The organism is Achromobacter sp. DH1f (genome assembly GCF_000633435.1).
In the GTDB taxonomy this organism is placed as follows: domain Bacteria; phylum Pseudomonadota; class Gammaproteobacteria; order Burkholderiales; family Burkholderiaceae_B; genus Achromobacter; species Achromobacter deleyi.
Genome location: NZ_AYMF01000027.1, coordinates 71,187 through 94,551, shown reverse-complemented (window position 1 = coordinate 94,551; position 23,365 = coordinate 71,187). Strand labels below are relative to the sequence as shown.

Here is a 23,365-nt window from a genome sequence, read left to right as displayed (position 1 = left end):
ATGCCCAAGCGTACAGACCTAAAAAGCATTCTCATCATCGGCGCCGGCCCCATCATCATCGGGCAGGCCTGCGAATTCGACTATTCCGGCGCGCAAGCGTGCAAGGCGCTCAAGGCCGAGGGTTACCGCACCATCCTGGTGAACAGCAACCCCGCCACGATCATGACCGACCCGGAAACGGCCGACGTCACCTACATCGAGCCCATCACCTGGCAAGCCGTCGAAAAGATCATCGAGCGTGAAAAGCCCGATGCGCTGCTGCCCACCATGGGCGGCCAGACCGCGCTGAACTGCGCGCTCGACCTGGCCCACCACGGCGTGCTGAAAAAGCACAACGTCGAACTGATCGGCGCCAACGAGCACGCCATCGAAAAGGCCGAAGACCGCCAGAAGTTCAAGCAGGCCATGACCGACATCGGCCTGGAATCGGCCAAGTCGGGCGTCGCCCACACCATGGACGAAGCCTGGGAAGTGCAGCGCCGCATCGCGGCCGAAGTCGGCACCTCGGGCTTCCCTGCCGTCATTCGCCCCAGCTTCACCATGGGCGGTTCGGGCGGCGGCATCGCCTACAACGCCGAAGAATTCGAAACCATCTGCCGCCGCGGCCTCGAAGCCTCGCCCACCAGCGAACTGCTCATCGAAGAATCGCTGCTGGGCTGGAAGGAATTCGAGATGGAAGTGGTCCGCGACAAGGCGGACAACTGCATCATCGTCTGCTCCATCGAAAACCTGGACCCCATGGGCGTGCACACCGGTGACTCGATCACCGTGGCGCCGGCCCAGACGCTGACCGACAAGGAATACCAGATCATGCGTAATGCATCGATCGCGGTATTGCGCGAGATCGGCGTGGACACCGGCGGCTCGAACGTGCAGTTCGCGGTCAACCCCCGCGATGGCCGCATGATCGTCATCGAGATGAACCCGCGCGTGTCGCGTTCGTCGGCGCTGGCTTCCAAGGCCACCGGCTTTCCCATCGCCAAGGTCGCCGCGCGCCTGGCCGTGGGCTACACGCTGGACGAGCTCAAGAACGAAATCACCGGCGGCGCCACGCCCGCCTCGTTCGAGCCGTCGATCGACTACGTCGTCACCAAGGTGCCGCGTTTCGCCTTCGAGAAATTCCCCACCGCCGACGCCCGCCTGACCACCCAGATGAAGTCCGTGGGTGAAGTCATGGCCATCGGCCGCACTTTCCAGGAATCGTTCCAGAAAGCGCTGCGCGGCCTGGAAGTCGGCGTCGACGGCCTGAACCAGAAAACCACCGACCGCGAAAAGCTGCAGGTCGAACTGGGCGAGCCCGGTCCGGAACGCATCTGGTACGTGGGCGACGCCTTCGCCCAGGGCTTCACGCTCGACGAAGTGCACGCCATCACGCACATCGACCCCTGGTTCCTGTCGCAGATCAAGGAAATCGTCGACATCGAGCTCGCGCTCGAGCAAAAGACGCTGGCAGATCTGGACTACGCCACCCTGTGGGAACTGAAGCGCCGCGGTTTCTCCGACCGCCGCCTGGCGTTCCTGCTGGATTCGGCCGAATCCGAAGTGCGCAAGCTGCGTCACCAGCTGAACGTGCGTCCGGTCTACAAGCGCGTGGACACCTGCGCCGCTGAATTCGCCACCCGCACCGCGTACATGTACTCCACGTACGAGGAAGAGTGCGAATCCGCCCCCACCGATCGCAAGAAGATCGTGGTGCTGGGCGGTGGCCCGAACCGCATCGGCCAGGGCATCGAATTCGACTACTGCTGCGTGCATGCCGCGCTGGCGCTGCGCGAAGACGGGTACGAGACCATCATGGTCAACTGCAACCCGGAAACCGTGTCCACCGACTACGACACGTCCGACCGCCTGTACTTCGAACCCCTGACGCTCGAAGACGTGCTGGAAATCGTCCACAAGGAAAACCCGGTCGGCATGATCGTCCAGTACGGCGGCCAGACCCCGCTGAAGCTGGCGCGCGCCCTGGAAGCCAACGGCGTGCCCATCATCGGCACCAGCCCTGAATCCATCGACGTCGCCGAAGACCGCGAGCGCTTCCAGAAGCTGCTCAACAAGCTCGGCCTGCGCCAGCCGCCCAACCGCACGGCCCGCACCGAAGGCGAGGCCCTGGCCCACGCCACCGAAATCGGCTACCCGCTGGTGGTGCGTCCCAGCTACGTGCTGGGCGGCCGCGCGATGGAAATCGTGCACGAGCAGCAAGACCTCGAACGCTACATGCGTGAGGCCGTGAAGGTCAGCAATGACTCGCCGGTGCTGCTGGACCGCTTCCTGAACAACGCCACCGAAGTCGACGTCGACTGCCTGGCCGATGGCGAAACCGTCTTCATCGGCGGCGTCATGGAGCACATCGAGCAAGCCGGCGTGCACTCGGGCGACTCCGCCTGCAGCCTGCCGCCTTACTCGCTGTCGGCCGACGTCATCGCCGAGATCAAGCGCCAGACCACCATGATGGCCAAGGCCCTGAACGTCAGCGGCCTGATGAACGTGCAGTTCGCCATCCAGGGCGGCGACGTCTACGTGCTGGAAGTGAACCCGCGCGCTTCGCGTACGGTGCCTTACGTGTCCAAGGCCACCGGCCTGCAACTGGCCAAGATCGCCGCGCGCGCCATGGCCGGCCAGACGCTGGCGGCCCAGGGCATCACCAAGGAAGTCGTGCCGCCTTACTTCTCGGTCAAGGAAGCCGTCTTCCCGTTCGTGAAGTTCCCGGGCGTGGACACCATCCTGGGCCCGGAAATGAAGTCGACCGGCGAAGTGATGGGCGTGGGCATGAGCTTCGGCGAAGCCTTCGTCAAGTCGCAGCTGGCCGCAGGCGTGCGCCTGCCGGAATCCGGCACGGTGTTCATCAGCGTGAAGAACCAGGACAAGCCCCGCGCCGTGGAAGTGGCGCGCGGCCTGCATGCCCTGGGCTTCAAGCTGGTCGCCACGCGCGGCACGGCGGCCGAGATCGAAGCGGCTGGCATTCCCGTGCAGCGCGTGAACAAGGTCACCGAAGGCCGTCCGCACATCGTCGACATGGTCAAGAACGGCGAGATCTCGCTGGTCATCAACACCGTCGAAGAACGTCGCAACGCCATCGTCGACTCGCGCACCATCCGTACCCAATCGCTCGCTGCGCGCGTGACCTTCTTCACCACCATCGCTGGCGCCCGCGCCGCGGTCGAAGGCATGCAGTACTTGCGCCAAGGTCTGGGCCTGCAGGTTTACCCCTTGCAGGAACTGCACGCGTCGCTGCAGGGCCAATAACGCCCAGGAATAACATTCCTGTATGCTCGGGCTGCCCTTTCCTTGCGGAAGGGGCAGCCCTTTTCACATCAGGCGCCGCCTAGCGCGCCACCTAGCGTGCGCGGAAATCCATCATGAACAGAGTCTTCATCACCGGCGCCAGCAGCGGCCTGGGCCGCGCCCTGGCGCAGCAATATGCCGCAGCCGGGGCCACGTTGGGTTTGTTGGGTCGGCGCGAAGACGCGCTGCGCGAGCTGGCCGCCAGTTTGCCAGGCACGCATCGTTGCTATGCCGTTGACGTTCGTGACCGCGCTGCCCTGCATGCGGCAGCGCAGGACTTCATTGCCTTCTGCCAGGGGCGTGTCGATGTGGTGATCGCCAGTGCCGGCATCAGCGCCGGCACGTTGACCGAGCATGGCGAGGACTACGACGTTTTCAAAGCCATTGTCGACACCAATCTGTTGGCCACCGTTGCCACCTTCGAGCCCTTTGTCGACAGCATGCGCGCTGCCGGCAGCGGGCGGCTGGTGGGTATCGCCAGCGTGGCGGGCGTGCGCGGCCTGCCAGGGGCGGGCGCCTATAGCGCATCCAAGTCTGCGGTGGTGACCTACTGCGAAAGCCTGCGGCTGGAACTGGCGGGCGATGGCATCCGCGTCGTCACCATCGCGCCGGGCTACATCCGCACGGCGATGACCGCGCACAATCCGTATTCCATGCCGTTCCTGATGGATGCCGACGCCTTTGCGCGGCGCGCGCAGGCGGCCATCGGGCGCGGAACGTCGTACACGGTGATTCCCTGGCAGATGGGCGTGGTGGCCAAGCTGATGCGCCTGTTGCCCAATGCCGTCTATGACCGCCTGGCGCGCAATGCGCCGCGCAAACCGCGCAAGGCGGACAAGGCAGGGCAGTAGTAGATCTGACGGGCCAGGCCGCGCCAGGCGGCCAGGCCTCAGGGCATCACGGCACGACGTCGTCGCCGACTTCGGCGGCCACGTGGCCCACGTCGCCCCAATCCAGCACTTGCCATTGGCGGCCTTTCACGCCGACCCGGTTGATGCTGACATTGAGCAGCGCGGCGTCGCGCGGCGCATTCAGCGGCACGCCGCTGGCATGGCGCCAGATGATGTCCAGCACGCCGCCGTGCGTGAACATCAGGATGCGTTCGCCGTCGTGGCGGCTGGCAATGTCATCCACGGTGGAGATCACGCGCGACTGGAACTGGCCCAGCGTTTCGCCACCGTCCAGCGGGCGCAGCGGATCGCGGCTTTTCCAGGCGGCAGCGGCTTCGGGCGCCAGCACGTCGATGCGGTCGTGATCCAGGCCTTCCAGCACGCCAAAGCCGCGTTCGCGGATGCCGGGTTCGACGCGCACGCGCAGGTCCAGTTGCTCGGACACCGGCACGGCGGTAGCGTGGGCGCGTTGCAGGTCGCTGCTGTAGAGGGCGTGGATCGGCGTGTGGCGGGCTTCTTCGCGCAGGCGCCCCGCCAGCAGGCTGGCCTGGTTGCGGCCGAATTCGTTCAGCGGGATGTCTTTCCAGCCTTGCAGGCGGCGTTCGCGGTTCCAGTCGGTTTCGCCGTGGCGGATGAACCAGATTTCAGTCATTGCAATATCGATACGGTGGGGAAAGGGCGCGGGCCCGGCTCAAAGCGGGTCGGGCGCGATCGGCGCGCGCGGCTTCCAGATGGTTTGAATGACCGAGCTTAACGCGACCAGCGCGGGCTCGCTAGCGCGTTCGTAGGGCAGGATGAAGCCCAGCATGGCGTCGGCGCGGGCCTGGCCCCAGACGATGAAGTCGTTCGAGGCCGCGCCGGCCAGCGCGGTTTCCTCGCGCAGCAGCGCGCAGCCGGCGCCCGCCCGCACCAGCGCTTCCAGGTTGGCCTGGTCGTCGTGCTGCATGGCTACGCGGGGCGACAGGCCATGGCGTTCGAACATGTCGCGCAGCAGCAGGTGGGTATGGCTGCCGGCCGGGCCGTCCAGCCACGGCAACTGCGCCACTTCGCGCCAGCCGCCGCGCTTGAGCACGGCGGCCTGTTCCTTGGGCAGCGCGATGCGATAGCGCACGCTGCGCAGCGGCTGCCACAACACCCCGCGCGGCGGGTGGGCGGCAATGGTCAGCGCCGCCGGCAAGCGGCCGGTGCTGACCTGTTCGGCAAGCGTGGCAGTGGGCAGGGTCTGCGTCTTCAGTTCGATCAGCGGCAGCCGCTGGGCGATCGCCGAGGCCAGTTCCCCCAGCCGCAGGAAGTCCGGTTTTTCGCTGGGCACGCCCAGTTCGACCACGCCTTGCAGGCTGCCCTGCAACTGCTGCGCCTCGGACTTGAATTGCGCGCCCAGCACCAGCAGCGATTCTGCCGTGGGCAGCAGCATTTCGCCGGCCTTGGCCAGCGCCAGCCGCCCACCGCTGCGATCGAACAGGGCCACGCCCAGGCTTTGTTCCAGGGCCTTGATCTGCCCGGTGACGGCGGGCTGGGTCAGCGACAGGGCTTCGGCCGCCTTGGTCAGGTTGCCCAATCGGGCTACCGTGACGAAGGCGCGTATCTGATAGATTTCCATGGCGCCTTTGTAGGGGAACCGGCGTCAGGCGGCAAGCAGCCGCACTTGGGTCGGCTCCAGCCCGATCGATACCGGCGCCCCCACCGGAAACGGCGACAGCCCTGCCAGGTGCGACTGGTCGGCCGTCAGGCGCTGTTCGCCCACCTGCACCTGGTAGCGGGTGAATTCGCCCAGGAACTCGCTGCTTTCCACCACGCCCGGCAGCCACACATAGCGTGCATCGCCCAGCCCGTCCGCCATTTCGATCTGCACCGTGTGCGGCCGGAAGCTCGCCGCCAGGCGCTGCGCCGTGGGGGCTTCGACCGCCAGCGGCAGGTGCAGGTCGCCCACGCCTTCCACCGCCAGCACCACGCTGCCGCTGGTGCGCTCGCGCACATTGCCTTCCAGCACGTTCATGGTGCCTACGAAGTTGGCCACGAAGCGGTTCACCGGATAGTCGAACAGCGTGCTGGGCGCGCCGATCTGCTGCACCACGCCATGGTCCAGCACGGCCATGCGGTCGGCGGTGGTCATCGCCTCTTCCTGGTCGTGCGTCACGAAGATGGTGGTGATGCCCAGGCGCCGTTGCAGGCTGAGCAGGTCCTGGCGCATCTGCACGCGCAGCTTCTTGTCCAGATTCGACAGGGGTTCGTCCAGCAGCAGCACCTGCGGTTCGATCACAATGGTGCGGGCCAGCGCCACGCGCTGCTGCTGGCCGCCGGACAGCTGGTTGGGCCGGCGGCGGGCGTACTGCGACAGGCCCACCAGTTCCAGCGCGGCCTCGACCTTGGCGCGGATCTGGTCGCGCGGCAGCTTGCGTTCGACCAGGCCGAATGCCACGTTGTCCCACACGGTCATGTGCGGCCACAAGGCATAGTTCTGGAACACCATGCCGATGTTGCGGTTCCAGGGCGGGATGCCGCTGATGTCCTTGCCATCCACCAGCAACTGGCCGGCGTTCTGGCGGTTGAAGCCCGCGATCAGGCGCAGCAGGGTCGATTTGCCCGACCCCGATGGCCCCAGCAGGGCGAAGAACTCGCCGGGCTCGATGCTGATGTTGACGTCCTTGAGCACTTCCGTCTTGCCGTACGACAGGCGGATGTTGCGGCATTCAACGCTGACTTTCTTCATGTTTTTCCCCTTGGTTCAAGCCTCGTCGCCGCGCGCCGGACGCTGGCGCGCCTGGGCGCGTTCCACCAGCAGGTGCGAGACATACGTGCCGACGGCTACGGCCACCACGGCCAGTACCCCCAGCGCGGCCCCGGGCCCGCGGCCCGCCGCGCTCTGCATGTACAGATAGATGCCGTAGCTCATCGGCGCCTGGCTGTCCTTGGTGACCAGCATGATGGTGGCCGACAGCTCGACGGCCGCCGTCACGAAGCTGGTCACGAAGCCGGCCAGCATGCCGCCGGCCATCAGCGGCACCACCACCCGGCGGATGGTGCGCATGCGGGTCGCGCCCATAGATTGCGCGGCTTCTTCCAGCGACACGTTGATCTGCTGCAGCGAGGCCACGCAGGAGCGCAGCGCATATGGCAGCCGCCGCACCGAGTACGCGATCATGATGATGATCCACGACGAGGTCAGCAGCGTGCCGGTGCCGGGAATCTCCACGCCGCGGAACGTGCGCAGCAAGCCGATCGCCAGCACGATGCCGGGAATCGCCAGCGCGGCGGACGCCAGGAAATCCAGCCACTGGCGGGCCGGCAGGCGGGTGCGCAGCATCAGGTAGGCGATGGCGGTGCCCAGGATCACGTCCACGCCCGCAGCCAGGCCGCAATACAGCAGCGTGTTGGCGATCATGCCCTGCGACTCGCTGAACACGGCGGCGTAGTGCGCCAGCGTGTAGCCGTCGGGCAGCGGCGCAAAGCTCCAGACGCTGGCCAGCGACAGCAGCAGCACCCCCATGTGCGGCGACAGCACCAGCAGCAGCACCAGCGCGATCCAGCCATAGGCCAGCGTGCTCTCCAGCGGCCGCAGCTTGCGCTTCTGGATCGAATTGCCGCCCTTTTGCAGCGTGGAATAGTCGCGGCCCTTGAGCACCCGCGCCGACAGCCACAGCGCCAGGATCGAAAACGCGATCATGATCACGCTGATCACATAGCCCAGCGGATCCTCCAGGCCCACCTGGGTGATGCGCAGATAGGCCTGCGGCGCCAGCATGTTGGTGGTGCCCAGCACAAGGGGCGTGCCCAGGTCATCGAACACTTTCACGAACACCAGCGACGTGCCCGCCACGTAGCCGGGCAGCGCCAGCGGGAAGATCACGCGGCGAAACAGTCGGAACCCGCGCGAACCCAGGTTGAAGGCTGCCTCTTCCATGGCGCCGTCGATGTTGCGCAGCGCCACCACCAGATTCATCAGGATGAACGGGAAGTAGTGCAGGGCCTCGACGAAGATCACGCCGTTCAGCCCGTCCATGAACGGGATGGTGAAGCCGAACCAATCGTTCAGCAGCAGGTTCACGCTGCCCGAGCGGCCGAAGATCAGCTGCATGGCCACGGCGCCCACGAAGGGCGGCATGATCAGTGGCAACACGCCCAATGTCTGGATGATGAGCGCGCCGCGAAAGTCGAAGCGCACCGTGAAGTACGCCAGCGGCACCGCGATCAGCGAGGCCAGCAGGGCGGACCAGCCCGCGACGTAGAGGCTGTTGAAGAAGGCCTCGCGCATCAGCGGCTGGTTGAAGAAGGCGCCGAAATGGCCCGTGGTGAAGCTGCCGTCCGCATTGACGAACGCCGTGTAGAACACGGTGCCCACCGGCACGGCCAGGAACAGCGCCAGGAAACCCAGCACCAGAAGCGCGGCCAGCACGGGGCCGGCGGGCAGGCGGGTATGGCCCGGAAGATTCATCGAGATTCCCGTTGTGGTTGAAGACAGGCGGTGCCCGCCGGCCAGCGGCAAGGCCGGGCCGGCGGTCACGCAGGCGGGGCGAGCCCCCCGCCCGGCAGGTCCTGCGTTACAGCGCTGCCGCTTCCCGCGCCAGCTTCACGGCCTGCTCATAATTGCTTTTGGCCGTGCCGTTCCATTCGCCTTCCAGCTGTGTGATCTGCTGGTTGACCGCCGCGTCCTTCTTGTTGCCGCTGAAGATCTTCAGGAAGGCAGGGTCGGCGGCCTTCTTGCCATCGACAAGCGGGGCCCACGCCAGCTTGCGCGCCTGTGCCAACAGTTCGGCCGGCTTGCCGCTCTTGGCCTTCTCGCCCAGCTTGGCTTCGGCGTCGTAGATCGCCTTGGTGGCCGCCTGCAATTCCTTCAGTCGGAATGTGACGGTCTGGTCATACAGCGACTGCACCACGTAGTAGCGCGTCTGCGACAGGTCGGCGTTGAACTGGACCTTGCTGCGGCGCGCGATCTCGGCCGGGTCCGGATAGCCTTGCGGCACCTTGCCGGCCAGCGCCGAATACGGCAGCACGGGCAGGCGCGAGATCTTCGGTTCCAGCAGCAGTTCCTGGCCAGCCTGGCTCAGCGTGAAGGCGATGAACTTCTTGCCTTCCTCGGTGTTCTTGGCGCCGTCGATCAGCGCGATGTTGGCCGGCACGATGGCCGTTTCCGACGGGTAGACGAATTCCACGGGGAACTTCGAATACTTGCTCGACAGGCCGAAGAAGTCGATGACCGGACCCGCGCCGAACTGGCCGTTGTTGACGCCGTCCGGCACGCCGAACGAACGTTCGGTCACCGCGCTGCTGTTGCCCGACATGCGCAGCAGGGTGTTCCAGCCGTCGTCCCAGCCTTCACCTTGCAGGATGGTTTCCACGGTCAGGTGCATGGTGCCCGAGCGCGACGGCGACGTGATGCCGACGTGGCCGAACCACTGCGGCGCCAAGAGGTCCTTCCATTCGACCGGCGCGGGAATGTTATGGGCCTTGATGTAGCGTGTGTTGTAGACGATGCCGTAGCCGGCCAGCGCCTGCCCCAGGTACATGCCGCCCGGGTCGTTGATGGGGTAGTTGCCGATCTTGTCCGGCACGTCCTTGTTGGCCACGTCCGACGACTTGGCCAGCAGCTTGTCGCGGCCCAGCACCTCGAACGCGTCGGGGGCGCTGGCCCAGAACACCTCGGGGCGTTGGCCGGCCGGCGTTTCGCGCACGTAGGCGATGCCGGACACGGTGTTCTTGTTCAGGATTTCCAGCGTGATGCCCGGGTTGGCCTTCTCGAACGCGGTCTTGTAGGCCTGGGTCAGGTCTTTCGGGAACGACGTGATGACCGTGACGGTGCCCGCCAGGGCCGGCGCCGCGCAGGCGGCCAGCAGCGCCCCTGCAAGGGCTGTGCGCATTGCATGCATGGTTTGTCTCCGTGGTTTTTTGATTTGTCCGGAGACCTTAAAGGCTGCGCCCGCCACGCGTCCAATCAGAAATTTTGATGCGCGTCATCAGCCGCGGCGTCGCGCACCGCAATGCCGGGGCAGGCAAAAGGGGGGCGGGCGCACGCCCGCAGGCGCTTACGCGCGCGTAGCCGCCCGGGCTGCGGTCTGTGCTGCCTTGGCCTGCAGTTCCATGACTTTCTGGATCTGGCCCATGACCTGCATGGCCTGGGAGTTCAGGGCCTGCAGCTGGGTCGCCTTCTGCTCGGCGGAGGCGTTGCTGGCGCGCACGCGCTCGATCTGTTCCATGATCCGCTTGAGCTGGCGTTGCAGCTCCTTGATCTGGCGCGTGTAGGTGTCGTCATTGTCGGAGGACTCTGTCTCCTTGGACTGACCCACTTTCATGGCGCCGGCATTCGATACCCGGACTTTGCCGTCTGGCGTCACGGTGACGCCCTGGCTGTCGTCCTTGGCGTCCTTGGCTTCCTTGTTGGCCTGGATCTTCTGCGCCCACAGGTCGGCGATGCTGCCGATGCGCGAGGTGCCGCCGATGGAATTGATGGCCATGAGGATCTCCGGGAGGAAGAATGACTGGGGTTTCCACTAATACGGCATGCTGACCGGGAACTTAAGTTGCCGCCCGTTCCCGCCCCCCTTTACACTGGCGCCCGCTCACACCAATCACCCCCGGGGAATCCATGTCCAATTCCTATTTTCCGCGCTGGCGCCTGGCCGACGACGCCGAACCCGGTGTCATCATCGCGCCCGATGAACGGCTGTCCTGGCCCAAGAACGTGGCTATGGGGGCGCAGCACGTGGTGGCGATGTTCGGCTCCACCGTGCTGGCGCCGCTGCTCATGGGCTTCGATCCCAACGTCGCCATCCTGATGTCGGGCATCGGCACCCTGATCTTCTTCCTGTTCGTCGGCGGCCGGGTGCCCAGCTACCTGGGGTCCAGCTTCGCCTTCATCGGCGGCGTGATTGCCGTGACGGGCTATGCCGGCGGAGGCGCCAATGCCAATATCGGCGTGGCGCTGGGCGCCATCATCGCCTGCGGCCTGGCCTACACCCTGATCGGCGTCATCGTCTGGATCGTCAACGCCCGCGCGGGCGGAGGCGCCAACTGGATCGATACCCTGATGCCGCCGGTCGTGACCGGCGCGGTGGTCGCGGTGATCGGCCTGAATCTGGCGCCCATCGCCGCCAAGGGCGCCATGGGCGCCTCGGGCTTTGACAGCGTCATGGCGATTGTCACCATCGTGTGCGTGGGCGGCATCGCCGTCTACACCAAGGGCATGGTGCAGCGGCTGCTGATCCTGGTCGGCCTGATCCTGGCCTGCGTGGTGTACGCCATCTGCGCCAATGGCCTGAACCTGGGCAAGCCCATCGACTTTTCCGCCGTGTACGCCGCGGCCTGGTTCGGGCTGCCGCATTTCGCCGCACCGGTCTTCAAGGCCGAGGCGATGGGCCTGATCGTGCCGGTCGCCATCATCCTGGTCGCCGAGAACCTGGGCCACGTCAAGGCGGTCAGCGCCATGACCGGCCAGGACCTGGATCGCTACCTGGGCCGCGCCTTCGTCGGCGACGGCGTGGCCACCATGGTGTCGGGCGCGGTGGGCGGCACCGGCGTCACCACCTACGCCGAGAACATCGGCGTGATGGCGGTCACCCGCATCTATTCGACGCTGGTGTTCGTCATCGCGGCCCTGATCGCCATCGTGCTGGGCTTCTCGCCCAAGTTCGGCGCCTTGATCCAGACCATCCCGGCCCCCGTGCTGGGCGGCATGTCCGTCGTGGTGTTCGGCCTGATCGCCATCGCCGGGGCTCGTATCTGGGTCGTGAACCAGGTCGACTTCAGCGACAACCGCAACCTGATCGTGGCCGCCGTCACGCTGGTGCTGGGCGCGGGCGACTTCACCGTCAAGCTGGGCAACTTCACGCTGGGCGGCATCGGTACCGCCACCTTCGGCGCGATCATCCTGTACGCGTTGCTGCGCCGCAAGAAACAGGGGTAGGGCGGCAGGCAAGGGCCCGGCGACGGGATCCGGCACGGGCCAGGGGGCTGCCGGCGAGCCCTGGCCGGCATGGCGCCCGCCCAGGCCCACGCTGTGTCACGGCCGCGATAGCCGCGAGGCCGGCGCCCGGCCCGTCACCCGTACCGGCGTCGCCTCGATCACCTGGCCAGACTGGGTCTTGAACACCGCGGTGGCCTCCGACAGGCGCCGCGCCTGGTCTTCCATCGCCGACGCCGCGGCCGAGGCCTCTTCCACCAGCGCGGCGTTCTGCTGCGTCACCTCGTCCATCTGCGACACCGCCAGGGTGACCTGGTCGATGCCGCCGGCCTGTTCGGCCGACGCTGCCGAGATCTCGCCCATGATGTCGGCCACCCGCTGCACCGAGGTCACGATCTCCTCCATGGTCTGGCCGGCGGCCGACACCTGCGATGACCCCGCCGTGACCGTCTCGACCGACGTTTCGATCAAGGCCTTGATCTCCTTGGCCGCCTGCGCCGCCCGCTGGGCGAGCGAGCGCACTTCGCCCGCCACCACCGCGAAGCCCTTGCCCTGTTCACCCGCGCGCGCCGCTTCAACGGCGGCATTGAGCGCCAGGATGTTGGTCTGGAAGGCGATGCCGTCGATCACCGACACGATGTCGGCGATGCGGCGCGAGCTGTCCGAAATGCCCTGCATCGTCGCCACCACCTGCCCGACCGTATGGCCGCCGCGCTGCGCCACTTCCATGCTCACTGCGGCCAATTGGTTGGCCTGGGCGGCGTTCTCGGCGTTCTGCTTGACCGTGGCGGCCAGCTGTTCCATGGTGGCCGCCGTTTCCTCCAGCGCCGCCGCCTGCTCTTCGGTGCGGCTGGACAGGTTGGCGTTGCCCGCGGCAATCTCGGCCGCGCCGACGTTGATTTCCTCGACCCCCTGGCGCACCGTCGTCACCGTGCGGGTCAGTCCGTCCTGCATCCGCCTGACCGCCGAAAACAACAGCCCGATCTCGTTGTTCGAGCGGGCGTCCACCCGCTGGGTCAGGTCGCCAGCGGCAATGCGGTCGAAATGACGGCCCGCGTCCTGCAACGGCAGCAGCACGCCGCGGCGGATGAAGGCCCAGCACAGCACGGCCAGCAGCACGGCCACAGACAGCAGCACGATGGACGACACCCTGGCCGTCGCATAGGTCGTCTGCGAGCGGTCCAGCACCCCGTCGCTGCGTTCCTGCACCCGCGCCAGGAAAACCTGCATGTCCTTGGCGAAATCCGTGTCCGACTGCCGCACGGCGCTTTCGCCTTGCTGGTAGCGGGCGACCGAACGTTCCTTCAGCGCCGAATCCAGTTCCTGCAGCGCCGCCGCGTAGCTGTTGAAACGGCCTTGCAGCACCTGGGCCAGCTCCTGGCCGCGTTCGCTCTTGGGCACGGCCATGTAGCGGGTAAAGCGTTCCCGCGCCAACTGCAGTTGCTCGGCCGCCGTCGCTTCCGCCGCCGCGGCCTGGTCGTTGGCGCCCGCCTGCAGGTCTGCGATGCCGGCGGCCAGCGCCAGCCGAGTCCGCAACAGGGCGCCATTGGCCTCGTACAACGGGTCGACCTGATGCACGGCCACATTATTCAGGTCTTCGATTTCCCGCACGCTGCTTTCGGCATTCATCCAGCTCAAGCCGCAAGCCAGCGCCAGGGTCACGACGAAGCAGGCCAGCACCAGCATCATTCCCGTACGGACTTTCAGTTTTTCCAGCATGAGAGCTCCCGTTCTTGAACGCGCTCCACCGCTGGCGCGGGCCCCAAGCCCATGGGCGCTGCGGTAGAGGGGCAAACGTCGAGCCGGATGACTGCGATGCGTCCGCCCAATCTGCAACACGCACAATCGATCGATACACGCGGCGGCCGCATTATGTTTCTGGCCGCAGCGCCCCTCGGGTCTGAATAAAGAAAATCGCCGGTTGATTCCGACTTGTATTTAATTGTTATTAATGGGCCGATTTGTCGGTTATACCTTTTTTATTGAATACAACAGGGCGTTTTTACAGAAACCCGGGGGCGTCCCGATATCCGGGTTATCGGTGAGTATCTTTTATGCAACGCCTTCCGGCGCCGATCTTCTGGCGGGTCAGGGCCAGGCTTGTCGGGGACGGGTCGAAAACAAGACCGTTTTGAGAAACGACGGGTTTTAGCGGGTTACAGCGGCGAAATGCGCCGAAAACGACGGTTTCTCCGGTGGCTTGCAATTCCCGTGGACTTTGACCACAATATGGCCTTGATTGCCCCGGTTCCGACCCGAGCCGGGGTTTTGTTTTGGTCGCAGCTTGCCGCATCCGCCTGGCGAGCCGACCGGACGCCTACTGCGTCAGGTCCAAGACCTTCACACCGAGAACGCTCCGTCGGGGGCGTTTTCTACTTTTGTTTGGGAAACGACAATGTCTGCCATTCCTTTGACCGTGCGCGGGGCCGAGCGCTTGCAAGAAGAGCTCCAGCGGCTGAAAACCGTGGAACGTCCCGCCGTCATCAACGCTATCGCTGAAGCGCGCGCGCAGGGCGATCTGTCGGAAAACGCCGAGTACGATGCGGCTCGCGAGCGCCAAGGTTTTATCGAGGGCCGGATTGCCGAACTTGAAGGCACGCTTTCCAATGCCCACCTGATCGACCCGTCCTCCCTCGAGGCCGAAGGCCGCGCCGTGTTTGGCGCTACCGTCGACATCGAAGACCTGGATTCGGGCGACCGTGTGACGTACCAGATCGTCGGCGACGTCGAAGCCGACATCAAGTCGAACCTGATCTCCGTGTCGAGCCCCGTGGCCCGCGCACTGATCGGCAAGAGCGAAGGCGATGTGGTCGAGGTCAAGGCCCCGGCTGGCGTTCGCGAATATGAAGTCCTGGGCGTGCGTTACATCTGACGCCTGCCAATAGCGGTAACATCAGCAAAACACCATAGCCAGAACGTAGCGTTCGTCAGGATTTCCGCGGCAACAAGGCGGAACGCTATGGTGGACCGGGCGCGTAAAGCGCCCGTTTTTGTGCCCGGGTTCTATCTTTTGGGCGACGACTTGCGGCTGGTGCCGCTGCGAGCCCCGGCCCGCAGGCTGAGCGCGCTGCCGGCGCGGCGCGGAATGCCGTGACCGCTCGAGGCCGTCTTCTTGTTGCTGGGACGCATCGGCTTGCCGTTCTTGTTCAGCTGGTCCTGGGGCACGAAGCGGGCCTTGGCCGGCTTGGGCTCTTCGGTTTCGGAACGGCGCGGACGCTTGGACAGGGTCTTGCCTTCGGCGGCCAGCTTCTTGGGCGTATGCGGCTCGGAAGCGCGGCGCTTGGTCGAGGCAGGGCGTTCCGGTTCCATGGCGGCCAGCGCGGCGGGCTTGATATTGCCGGCCAGCGGGCGGAAAAGAATCAGGGTCTTGCCCAGGTGGTGCACGGGGGCGCAGGACAGCGTGTCGCAGATGGTCGACAGCATGGCATCGCGAGCCTCGCGGTCGTCGCCGCCGGCGCGGACCTTGATCAGGCCGTGGGAAGCGAGTGCCAGATCGATTTCCTTGAGCACGGCTTCAGTCAGGCCATTGTCGCCAATCAGGACGACGGGGCGCAAAGGGTGAGCGGCGGACCGAAGGTCGCTGCGCTCACGAGAGGTAAGTTCTAATATAGGCATGCGTGGAATTGTACGGTAATGGCCAAGAATAAATTCTCTAAAGACTGGATTCACCAGCACATCAACGATCCCTATGTGAAGATGGCGCAACAGAAGGGCTACCGGGCCCGCGCCGCCTTCAAACTGATCGAGATCCTCGACACCGAGAAACTGATGCGCCGGGGCGACCTGGTCATCGATCTGGGGTCGGCCCCGGGCAGCTGGTCCCAGGTGGCGCGCGAGCGCCTGGCCGGGCCCGGCGGCGTCGTGGACGGACGCATCATCGCGCTCGACATGCTGCCCATGGAGCCCGTGGCAGGCGTCGAATTCATCCAGGGCGACTTCCGCGAAGATGACATTTTGAAACAACTGGAAGACATGGTCGGATCGCGCGCGGTAGACCTTGTAATTTCCGACATGGCCCCCAACTTGTCAGGCGTGGGTATCGCCGACGCCGCGCGCATCCAGCATGTGTGCGAGTTGGCGATGGAATTTTCGCTCGCCCATCTCAAGCCCAACGGGGCGCTGATCGTCAAGGCTTTCCACGGAACTGGCTTCTCGCAGATCGTGCAAAGCTTCAAGCAGCACTTCAAGCGGGTGGTCGAGCGCAAGCCGAAGGCGTCGCGGGACAAGTCCTCCGAAACCTTTCTGGTGGCCCGCGATCTGAAATAACCCATGCCGGGGCCTCGCGTCCCGGTCAGAAGAAACCCCCCGGTCGGCCACGGCCGGCCTGCCGAGACAACGACCAGCCAAATCACGAATCAGACGTAATTTAGAGGCCCCGGCTGTTCCCAGGACGCAACCCGGTCCAACAGGGTAGAATGGGCTATTGACATACTTGTGACTGTGCCATATGCGGGTGCGCGGTCGCCGGTCGGAATCGAAAGCAGGAGATCGACCTTGAATAATTCATTTTCGAAAGTCGCCGTCTGGATGGTGATAGCCCTGGTGCTATTCACGGTCTTCAAGCAGTTCGACGGACGCGCGCAGACCCAGGACGGCGTGACCTACACGCAGTTCATGGACGACGCCAAGGCGGGACGTATCCGCAAGGTGGACGTGCAAGGCGGCCCTGGCGGCGACGTGCTCTACGTCACCCCGGACGCGGGCCGTGCCTACACCCTGACCTCGCCGGGCGACCTCTGGATGGTCTCCGATCTGCTCAAGTACGGCGTGCAGGTCTCGGGCAAGCCGCGCGAAGAGCAATCGCTGCTGATGAGCATCTTCGTGTCCTGGTTCCCCATGCTGCTGCTGATCGGCGTGTGGGTGTTCTTCATGCGCCAGATGCAGGGCGGCGGCAGGGGCGGTGCGTTCAGCTTCGGCAAGTCGCGCGCCCGCATGCTCGACGAAAACACCAACCAGATCACCTTCGCCGATGTGGCGGGCTGCGATGAAGCCAAGGAAGACGTCCAGGAACTGGTCGATTTCCTGCGCGACCCCAGCAAGTTCCAGAAGCTGGGCGGTCGCATTCCGCGCGGCGTGCTGATGGTCGGCTCGCCCGGTACCGGCAAGACGCTGCTGGCCAAGGCCATCGCCGGCGAAGCCAAGGTGCCGTTCTTCAGCATCTCGGGCTCGGATTTCGTTGAAATGTTCGTCGGCGTGGGCGCTGCCCGCGTTCGCGACATGTTCGAAAACGCCAAGAAGCACGCGCCTTGCATCATCTTCATCGACGAAATCGATGCGGTGGGCCGTCAGCGTGGCGCCGGCCTGGGTGGCGGCAACGACGAACGCGAACAGACCCTGAACCAGATGCTGGTGGAAATGGACGGCTTTGAATCCGGCCAGGGCGTCATCGTGATCGCCGCCACCAACCGTCCCGACGTGCTCGACCCGGCGCTGCTGCGTCCGGGCCGCTTTGACCGCCAGGTTGTGGTGCCGCTGCCCGATATTCGTGGCCGCGAGCAGATCCTGAAGGTCCACATGCGCAAGGTGCCGCTGTCGCCCAACGTCGACGCGACCATCCTGGCGCGCGGCTGCCCCGGTTTCTCGGGCGCCGACCTGGCCAACCTGGTCAACGAAGCCGCGCTATTCGCCGCTCGCCGCAATGGCCGCACGGTGGATATGTCCGACTTCGAAAAGGCCAAGGACAAGATCATCATGGGCGCCGAGCGCCGCTCGATCGTCATGCCCGAAGAGGAACGCAAGAACACCGCGTACCACGAGTCCGGCCATGCGATCGTTGCCCGTCTGCTGCCCAAGACCGACCCGGTCCACAAGGTCACCATCATTCCGCGCGGCCGTGCGCTGGGCGTGACGATGCAGCTGCCGGAAACTGATCGCTACAGCATGGACAAGGGCCGTCTGCTGTCGACCATCGCCGTGCTGTTCGGTGGCCGTATCGCCGAAGAACTGTTCATGGACCAGATGACCACCGGCGCCTCGAATGACTTCGAACGTGCCACGGCCATCGCCCGCGACATCGTCACGCGCTACGGCATGACCGACGAACTGGGCCCCATGGTCTACGCCGAGAACGAAGGCGAAGTCTTCCTGGGCCGCAGCGTCACCAAGACCACGCACATGTCCGAAGCCACCATGCAGAAGGTGGATTCCGAGATCCGCCGCATCATCGACGAGCAGTACGGCGTGGCGCGCAAGATCCTGGAAGAAAACCGCGACAAGGTCGAAGTCATGACCGCCGCGCTGCTCGAATGGGAAACCATCGACGCCGACCAGATCAACGACATCATCGAGGGCCGCCCCCCGCGTCCCCCGAAGACGCCGCAGGGCCCGTCGGATACGCCCGACACGCCCCCGAGCGGCCTGGCAGCAGGCGGCAATACGGCGGCTGCAGTCTGAGGTCTTCCGTCCTGAGTTATGGCAAATAACTTCCTTTGCGGGCGCTTCGAGTTTGATCTCGAGCGCCCGCTTGTCATGGGCATCGTCAATGTCACGCCGGACTCGTTTTCCGACGGCGGCCAGCATGACGATACCGATTCCGCCGTCGCCCACGCGCGCCAGCTCATCGACGAAGGCGCCCAGATCCTGGACCTGGGCGGCGAATCCACGCGCCCCGGCGCCGACCCGGTTTCGGTGGCCGACGAACTGGACCGCTTGTTGCCGGTGATCGAGGCGTTGCGCGACTGCGGCGTGCCCTTGTCCATCGACACCTTCAAGCCCGAGGTCATGCGCGCCACGCTGGATGCCGGCGCCGACATGATCAACGACATCTACGGCTTTCGGCAGCCTGGCGCCATCGAGGCGGTGGCGCAATCGCGCTGCGGCCTGTGCGTCATGCATATGAAAGGCGAGCCTCGCACCATGCAGGCGACGCCGCCCGAATATTCAGACCTGATCGGCGAGATCGGGCTCTTCCTGGGGGCGCGCGCCCAGAAATTGCGCGCGGCCTGGATCGACCCCCGACGCATCGTGCTGGACCCGGGCTTCGGGTTCGGCAAGACCGCCGACCAGAACTTTCAACTGCTGCGCCGGCTGTCCAGCCTGCGCAGCGGCGGTTATCCATTGCTGATCGGCTTGTCGCGCAAGACCATGATCGGCCAGGCCACTGGCCGGCCGGTCGGCGACAGGCTGCCCGGCAGCATTGCCGCTGCCCTGGCCTGTGTGGCCCGTGGCGCGTCCATCGTGCGAGTGCACGATGTGGCGGCCACGGTCGACGCGCTCAAGGTATGGCAGGCGGCAGAACAAGGAGCTATCACTTCATGATCCGACGCAAGTATTTTGGTACCGATGGGGTTCGCGGCGAAGTCGGCGGACCGGTGATCAACGCGGAATTCGCGTTGCGCCTGGGTTATGCCGCTGGCCGTGTGCTGGCGCGCGAACACGCGGGGCGCGGCGGCAGCCGCCCGCAGGTCGTGATCGGCAAAGACACCCGCATTTCCGGCTACATGCTGGAATCGGCCCTGGAAGCCGGTCTGTCGGCGGCCGGCATCGACGTGCTGCTGGCGGGTCCGATCCCGACCCCGGCCGTGGCCTACCTGACGCGCGCATTGCGCCTGGTCGCCGGCATCGTGATCAGCGCTTCGCACAATCCCTACCAGGACAACGGCATCAAGTTCTTCTCGGCCCAGGGCATGAAACTGCCCGACGAGATCGAAGCCGCGATCGAGGTCGCGCTGGACGAGCCGCTGGGCTGCGTCAGCTCCGAAGGGCTGGGGCGCGCCCGCCGCATGTCGGACGCCCAGGGCCGCTATATCGAATTCTGCAAGAGCACGTTCCCCAACGATCTCGACCTGAACGGCATGACGATCGTGGTGGATGCCGCCCATGGCGCCGCCTACAACATCGCGCCGCACGTCTTTCGAGAGCTGGGCGCCGAGGTGCATGCCATCGGCGTGCATCCGGATGGCTTCAACATCAACAAGGGCGTTGGCGCGCTGCATCCCGAGTTGCTGGCCAAGGAAGTGAAGGCGCGCGGCGCCCAGGTCGGCATCGCGCTGGACGGCGACGCCGACCGGCTGCAGATGGTGGATGGCGAAGGCCGCATCTACAACGGCGATGAATTGCTCTATGCCATCCTGCGCGAGCGCATGCAGCGCGGCAAGGTCGACGGCGTGGTCGGCACGCTGATGACCAACTTCGGTTTCGAGCGTGAGCTGAACCGCCTGGGCGTGGGCTTCGAGCGCGCCAATGTGGGCGACCGCTACGTGCTGGAACAGATGCAGGCGCGCGGCTGGCTGTATGGCGGCGAAAGCTCCGGCCACCTGTTGTGCCTGGATTGCCACTCCACCGGCGACGGTATCGTGGCGGCCTTGCAGGTGCTGACCGCGCTGCGCCGCAACCAGGTCTTGATGGCCGATTGGGTGAAAGACCTGCGCATGTACCCGCAAAAGATGATCAACGTGCCGATCACCCCGGGCCAGGACTGGAAGACGCATCCGGGCCTGAGCGCGGCGCGCAAGGCCGTCGAGGCCGAATTGGCGGGCCGCGGCCGCATCCTCATCCGCGCTTCGGGCACCGAACCCAAGCTGCGCCTGATGGTCGAAGCCGAGGACGAGGCCCTGGCCGTGACGTCTGCTGAAAAGCTGGCGGCCAGCCTGGGATAAGCCTTTTTTTGCGTGGATCGAACATGGCCATTCATCGTTTTGCGATGAATGGCCATTGTTTGTGAATATTGCGTATTGCTTTGTAAAGAATTGTCGAGCTTTGCAGGAATTGGGCCGCATCGCTCCGATCTAAACTTCATAGTCACGTAACATATTGGTCAAGTCTTTGACATACAGGGCGTCCAAACTGACCGGACTCTCTAGGAGCTTCGCGCAATGCTGGAACTAGCACGCATCAACCCAAGCCGTAATGCCGCCGAACCGTGGACGGGACCTGCCGCCAGGGTGCTGGTGGTCGGCCTGGCGCGCACGGCCGAGGAAATCGAACAAATCCAGCGCCTGCGCTACGACGTCTTCACCGAAGACATGGGCGCGGTCTTCCCGGATGCCCAGGACGGGATCGAGCACGATCGCTTCGACCCTTTTTGTGAGCATCTGATGGTTCGCGAACTCGACACCGGCCGTGTCGTGGGCACCTACCGCATCCTCACGCCTGAAAAGGCGCGCGAAGCGGGCGGGTACTACTCGCAATCCGAATTCGACCTGTCCGGCCTGGGCGCGATCCGCGACGAGCTGGTGGAAGTGGGGCGCTCGTGCACCCACGCCGATTACCGCAATGGCGCGGTCATCATGCTGCTGTGGTCCGGCCTGGCGGAATACCTGCGCCGGGGCGGCTACCAATACGTGTTGGGCTGCGCCAGCGTCAGCCTGCGCGACGACGGCGTGACCGCCGCCGAAGTGTGGCGCACCATTTCGAAGCAACTGCCCAAAGCGGGCCAGCCGCATGTGACGCCGCTGCACCGCTATCCGGTGGAAAAGCTCAACAGCACGCTGCCGGCCCGTGTGCCGCCGCTGATCAAGGGCTACCTGAAGCTGGGCGCCACGGTATGCGGCGAACCTGCCTGGGACCCCGATTTCAACGCCGCCGATTTCCCGGTGCTGTTGAAGATGGACGGCATGGACGAGCGCTACCGCCGCCACTTCGGCCTGGATCAACCCGTCGCCAACGGCCAGCGCTGATCATGCGCCGCCTGTTCCGCCGTATGAAGATCAAACTGATACGGCGGGCCACGCGGCCTTTCCGTCTGGAACTCAAGCAACTGGAACGGCAGACGGATCTGTTGCCGTTCTAGCCCGCCTGAGTCCTGAGCCACACGACGCGGGGCCTGCCCCGCGTCGTCGTTTGCCTCAGAATTCCAGCAGTTCGAACGAGAACCCCACCTTCGACCACTCGGCTTCTTCCGCGCGCAGCGTGAAGTCGCTGAGCGGATGCTGCGCGAGCCAATCGCGGTTCACGCGCACCACGATCGAGTCGTTGCGCATCGAGGCCGTGAGGGGCAGGGGCTCGATTTCGCCGCGGCGGCGAAACAGCAGCACCGCCAGGCGCAGGCTCAGGATGGCCATCCATTGGGCGCGGGTGCGCACCAGGGGTTCGAGCTTGCTCAGCTTGCCCTGGTGGCCCAGCGCCAGCAGCGCCAGCAATTGCTGGTCAGCGCGCGAGAAGCCGGGCATGTCGGCGTTTTCCAGCACGTAGGCGGTGTGCTTGTGATACGCGTTGTGGGCGATCGACAGGCCGACTTCGTGCAGGTCCGCCGCCCAGCCCAGCGCCACGCGCAGTTCGGTGCGCTCCGGGCCTTCGGGCATCATCGCGTCGAACAGGCTCAGCGCGGCATGGTGCACGCGGCGGGCCTGGTTGACGTCGACGTGGTAGCGCTTCATGAACTGGCGCACCGATTCGTCGCGCTTGTCGTGTTCGTCGTCGCGGCCCAGCAAGTCGTACAGCACACCCAGGCGCAGGGCGCCGTCGCCGGTGTGCATGACGTCGATACCCAGTTCGTCGAACAGGGCGCTCATGATGGCCAGGCCACCGGGCAGCACGTCGGCGCGCTCGACCTTGATGCCGGGCAGTTCGGACGGGATCACCCGGCCGGCGCGCACGATGCGGTCTTTGAGCTTGGTCAGGCCGGCGCGGGTGATGCCGCGGTCGGACAGACCGCCTTCGGTCAGGATGGCGAACAGCGCCTTGGCGGTGCCGGACGAGCCATAGGCTTCTTTCCAGCCCGTCTTGCGGTACTGCTTGGCGATGACTTCGATTTCGCGGCGGGCGGCCAGTTCGGCCAGCTTCATCTGGTGGGCATCGACGATGCCGTCCGAGAAGAACTGGCGGCTGTAGCTGACGCAGCCCATATACAGCGACGACATCAGGCCGGGCTCGTGGCCCTTGCCGATGATGACTTCGGTGGAACCGCCGCCGATGTCGATCACCAGGCGCTTGTTGGGCGAGGGGGGCAGGGTGTGGACCACGCCCGAGAAGATCAGGCGGGCCTCTTCGCGGCCGGCGATGACTTCGATGGGAAAGCCCAGCGCGGCTTCGGCACGGGGCAGGAAGTCGCGGGTGTTGCGCGCCACGCGGAAGGTGTTGGTGGCCACGGCTCGCACCCGGTTGGGGTGGAAGCTGCGCAGGCGGTCGCCGAAACGTTCCAGCACGGCGATGGCCCGCTCGATGGCGTCGTCGCCCAGGCGCTTTTCGGCGTCCAGGCCGGCGGCGAGCCGGACGGTTTCCTTGAGGCGGTCGATCTGATAAATCTGGGGCGTACCGTCCTGCTGAACGATGCGTCCGATGGAGAGGCGGAAGCTGTTGGACCCGAGGTCCACGGCGGCCAGAAGTTGATCCATGCGGCTCGTCAATATTGGCTTTGAGG

At 65.4% G+C, this 23,365-nt stretch carries 18 protein-coding genes; 9 read left to right on the top strand and 9 right to left on the bottom strand.

Going from position 1 to position 23,365, the window contains the following annotated elements:
* On the top strand, positions 1-3,243 hold the full coding sequence (gene carB / locus U858_RS0123365; RefSeq protein WP_025139576.1) for a carbamoyl-phosphate synthase large subunit: 3,243 nt from the start codon (positions 1-3) through the stop codon (positions 3,241-3,243).
* A 113-nt stretch (positions 3,244-3,356) separates the two neighbouring features.
* On the top strand, positions 3,357-4,133 hold the full coding sequence (locus U858_RS0123360; RefSeq protein ID WP_025139575.1) for an SDR family oxidoreductase: 777 nt from the start codon (positions 3,357-3,359) through the stop codon (positions 4,131-4,133).
* Positions 4,134-4,179: 46 nt separating this feature from the next.
* Here the strand turns inward: U858_RS0123360 and U858_RS0123355 are convergent, their stop codons facing one another.
* From U858_RS0123355 to U858_RS0123330, 6 genes are all read right to left on the bottom strand, one after another.
* Positions 4,180-4,824: a histidine phosphatase family protein gene (locus U858_RS0123355; protein WP_025139574.1), complete on the bottom strand. Its 645-nt coding sequence runs from the start codon at positions 4,822-4,824 to the stop codon at positions 4,180-4,182.
* Between the two features lie 39 nt (positions 4,825-4,863).
* A complete protein-coding gene (locus U858_RS0123350; RefSeq protein ID WP_025139573.1) occupies positions 4,864-5,772 on the bottom strand; it encodes a LysR family transcriptional regulator in 909 nt (302 codons plus the stop codon).
* A gap of 24 nt (positions 5,773-5,796) precedes the next feature.
* A complete protein-coding gene (locus U858_RS0123345) occupies positions 5,797-6,882 on the bottom strand; it encodes an ABC transporter ATP-binding protein (protein WP_025139572.1) in 1,086 nt (361 codons plus the stop codon).
* 15 nt (positions 6,883-6,897) lie between these two features.
* Complete coding sequence (locus tag U858_RS0123340; protein ID WP_025139571.1) at positions 6,898-8,604, bottom strand: iron ABC transporter permease; 1,707 nt, start codon at positions 8,602-8,604, stop codon at positions 6,898-6,900.
* A 106-nt stretch (positions 8,605-8,710) separates the two neighbouring features.
* Positions 8,711-10,036, bottom strand: a complete 1,326-nt coding sequence (locus U858_RS0123335; protein WP_025139570.1) for an ABC transporter substrate-binding protein — start codon at positions 10,034-10,036, stop codon at positions 8,711-8,713.
* 156 nt (positions 10,037-10,192) lie between these two features.
* Complete coding sequence (locus U858_RS0123330) at positions 10,193-10,621, bottom strand: hypothetical protein (protein ID WP_025139569.1); 429 nt, start codon at positions 10,619-10,621, stop codon at positions 10,193-10,195.
* Positions 10,622-10,752: 131 nt separating this feature from the next.
* Between U858_RS0123330 and U858_RS0123325 the strand changes: the two genes are divergently transcribed.
* Positions 10,753-12,069 carry a solute carrier family 23 protein gene (locus U858_RS0123325; RefSeq protein WP_025139568.1) on the top strand — a complete coding sequence of 439 codons (1,317 nt, stop codon included), beginning with the start codon at positions 10,753-10,755 and terminating at the stop codon, positions 12,067-12,069.
* 96 nt (positions 12,070-12,165) lie between these two features.
* On the opposite strand, the gene U858_RS0123320 is transcribed toward U858_RS0123325, so the two are convergent.
* Positions 12,166-13,785, bottom strand: a complete 1,620-nt coding sequence (locus tag U858_RS0123320) for a methyl-accepting chemotaxis protein (RefSeq protein WP_025139567.1) — start codon at positions 13,783-13,785, stop codon at positions 12,166-12,168.
* 676 nt (positions 13,786-14,461) lie between these two features.
* Between U858_RS0123320 and greA the strand changes: the two genes are divergently transcribed.
* Positions 14,462-14,938 (top strand): transcription elongation factor GreA, encoded by a 477-nt coding sequence (gene greA, locus U858_RS0123315; protein WP_025139566.1) that lies wholly within the window; start codon positions 14,462-14,464, stop codon positions 14,936-14,938.
* A 131-nt stretch (positions 14,939-15,069) separates the two neighbouring features.
* Here greA and U858_RS0123310 read toward each other — a convergent pair whose 3' ends face one another.
* Complete coding sequence (locus U858_RS0123310) at positions 15,070-15,681, bottom strand: YhbY family RNA-binding protein (RefSeq protein WP_025139565.1); 612 nt, start codon at positions 15,679-15,681, stop codon at positions 15,070-15,072.
* An 18-nt stretch (positions 15,682-15,699) separates the two neighbouring features.
* Between U858_RS0123310 and U858_RS0123305 the strand changes: the two genes are divergently transcribed.
* The 5 genes from U858_RS0123305 (at position 15,700) to U858_RS0123285 (ending at position 21,683) form a co-directional block, all read left to right on the top strand.
* Positions 15,700-16,332, top strand: a complete 633-nt coding sequence (locus U858_RS0123305; protein ID WP_025139564.1) for an RlmE family RNA methyltransferase — start codon at positions 15,700-15,702, stop codon at positions 16,330-16,332.
* Positions 16,333-16,560: 228 nt separating this feature from the next.
* Positions 16,561-18,459, top strand: a complete 1,899-nt coding sequence (ftsH, locus tag U858_RS0123300; RefSeq protein ID WP_025139563.1) for an ATP-dependent zinc metalloprotease FtsH — start codon at positions 16,561-16,563, stop codon at positions 18,457-18,459.
* 18 nt (positions 18,460-18,477) lie between these two features.
* Positions 18,478-19,323 carry a dihydropteroate synthase gene (folP, locus tag U858_RS0123295; protein WP_025139562.1) on the top strand — a complete coding sequence of 282 codons (846 nt, stop codon included), beginning with the start codon at positions 18,478-18,480 and terminating at the stop codon, positions 19,321-19,323.
* Positions 19,320-20,663 carry a phosphoglucosamine mutase gene (glmM, locus tag U858_RS0123290; protein ID WP_025139561.1) on the top strand — a complete coding sequence of 448 codons (1,344 nt, stop codon included), beginning with the start codon at positions 19,320-19,322 and terminating at the stop codon, positions 20,661-20,663. The genes folP and glmM overlap by 4 nt, the downstream gene beginning before the upstream one ends.
* A 216-nt stretch (positions 20,664-20,879) precedes the next feature.
* Positions 20,880-21,683 carry a GNAT family N-acetyltransferase gene (locus U858_RS0123285; RefSeq protein ID WP_025139560.1) on the top strand — a complete coding sequence of 268 codons (804 nt, stop codon included), beginning with the start codon at positions 20,880-20,882 and terminating at the stop codon, positions 21,681-21,683.
* 168 nt (positions 21,684-21,851) lie between these two features.
* Here the strand turns inward: U858_RS0123285 and ppx are convergent, their stop codons facing one another.
* The gene (ppx, locus tag U858_RS0123275) at positions 21,852-23,339 is read right to left on the bottom strand and encodes an exopolyphosphatase (RefSeq protein ID WP_025139559.1); all 1,488 of its coding nucleotides are present in this window, start codon (positions 23,337-23,339) and stop codon (positions 21,852-21,854) included.
* Positions 23,340-23,365: the final 26 nt, after the last annotated feature.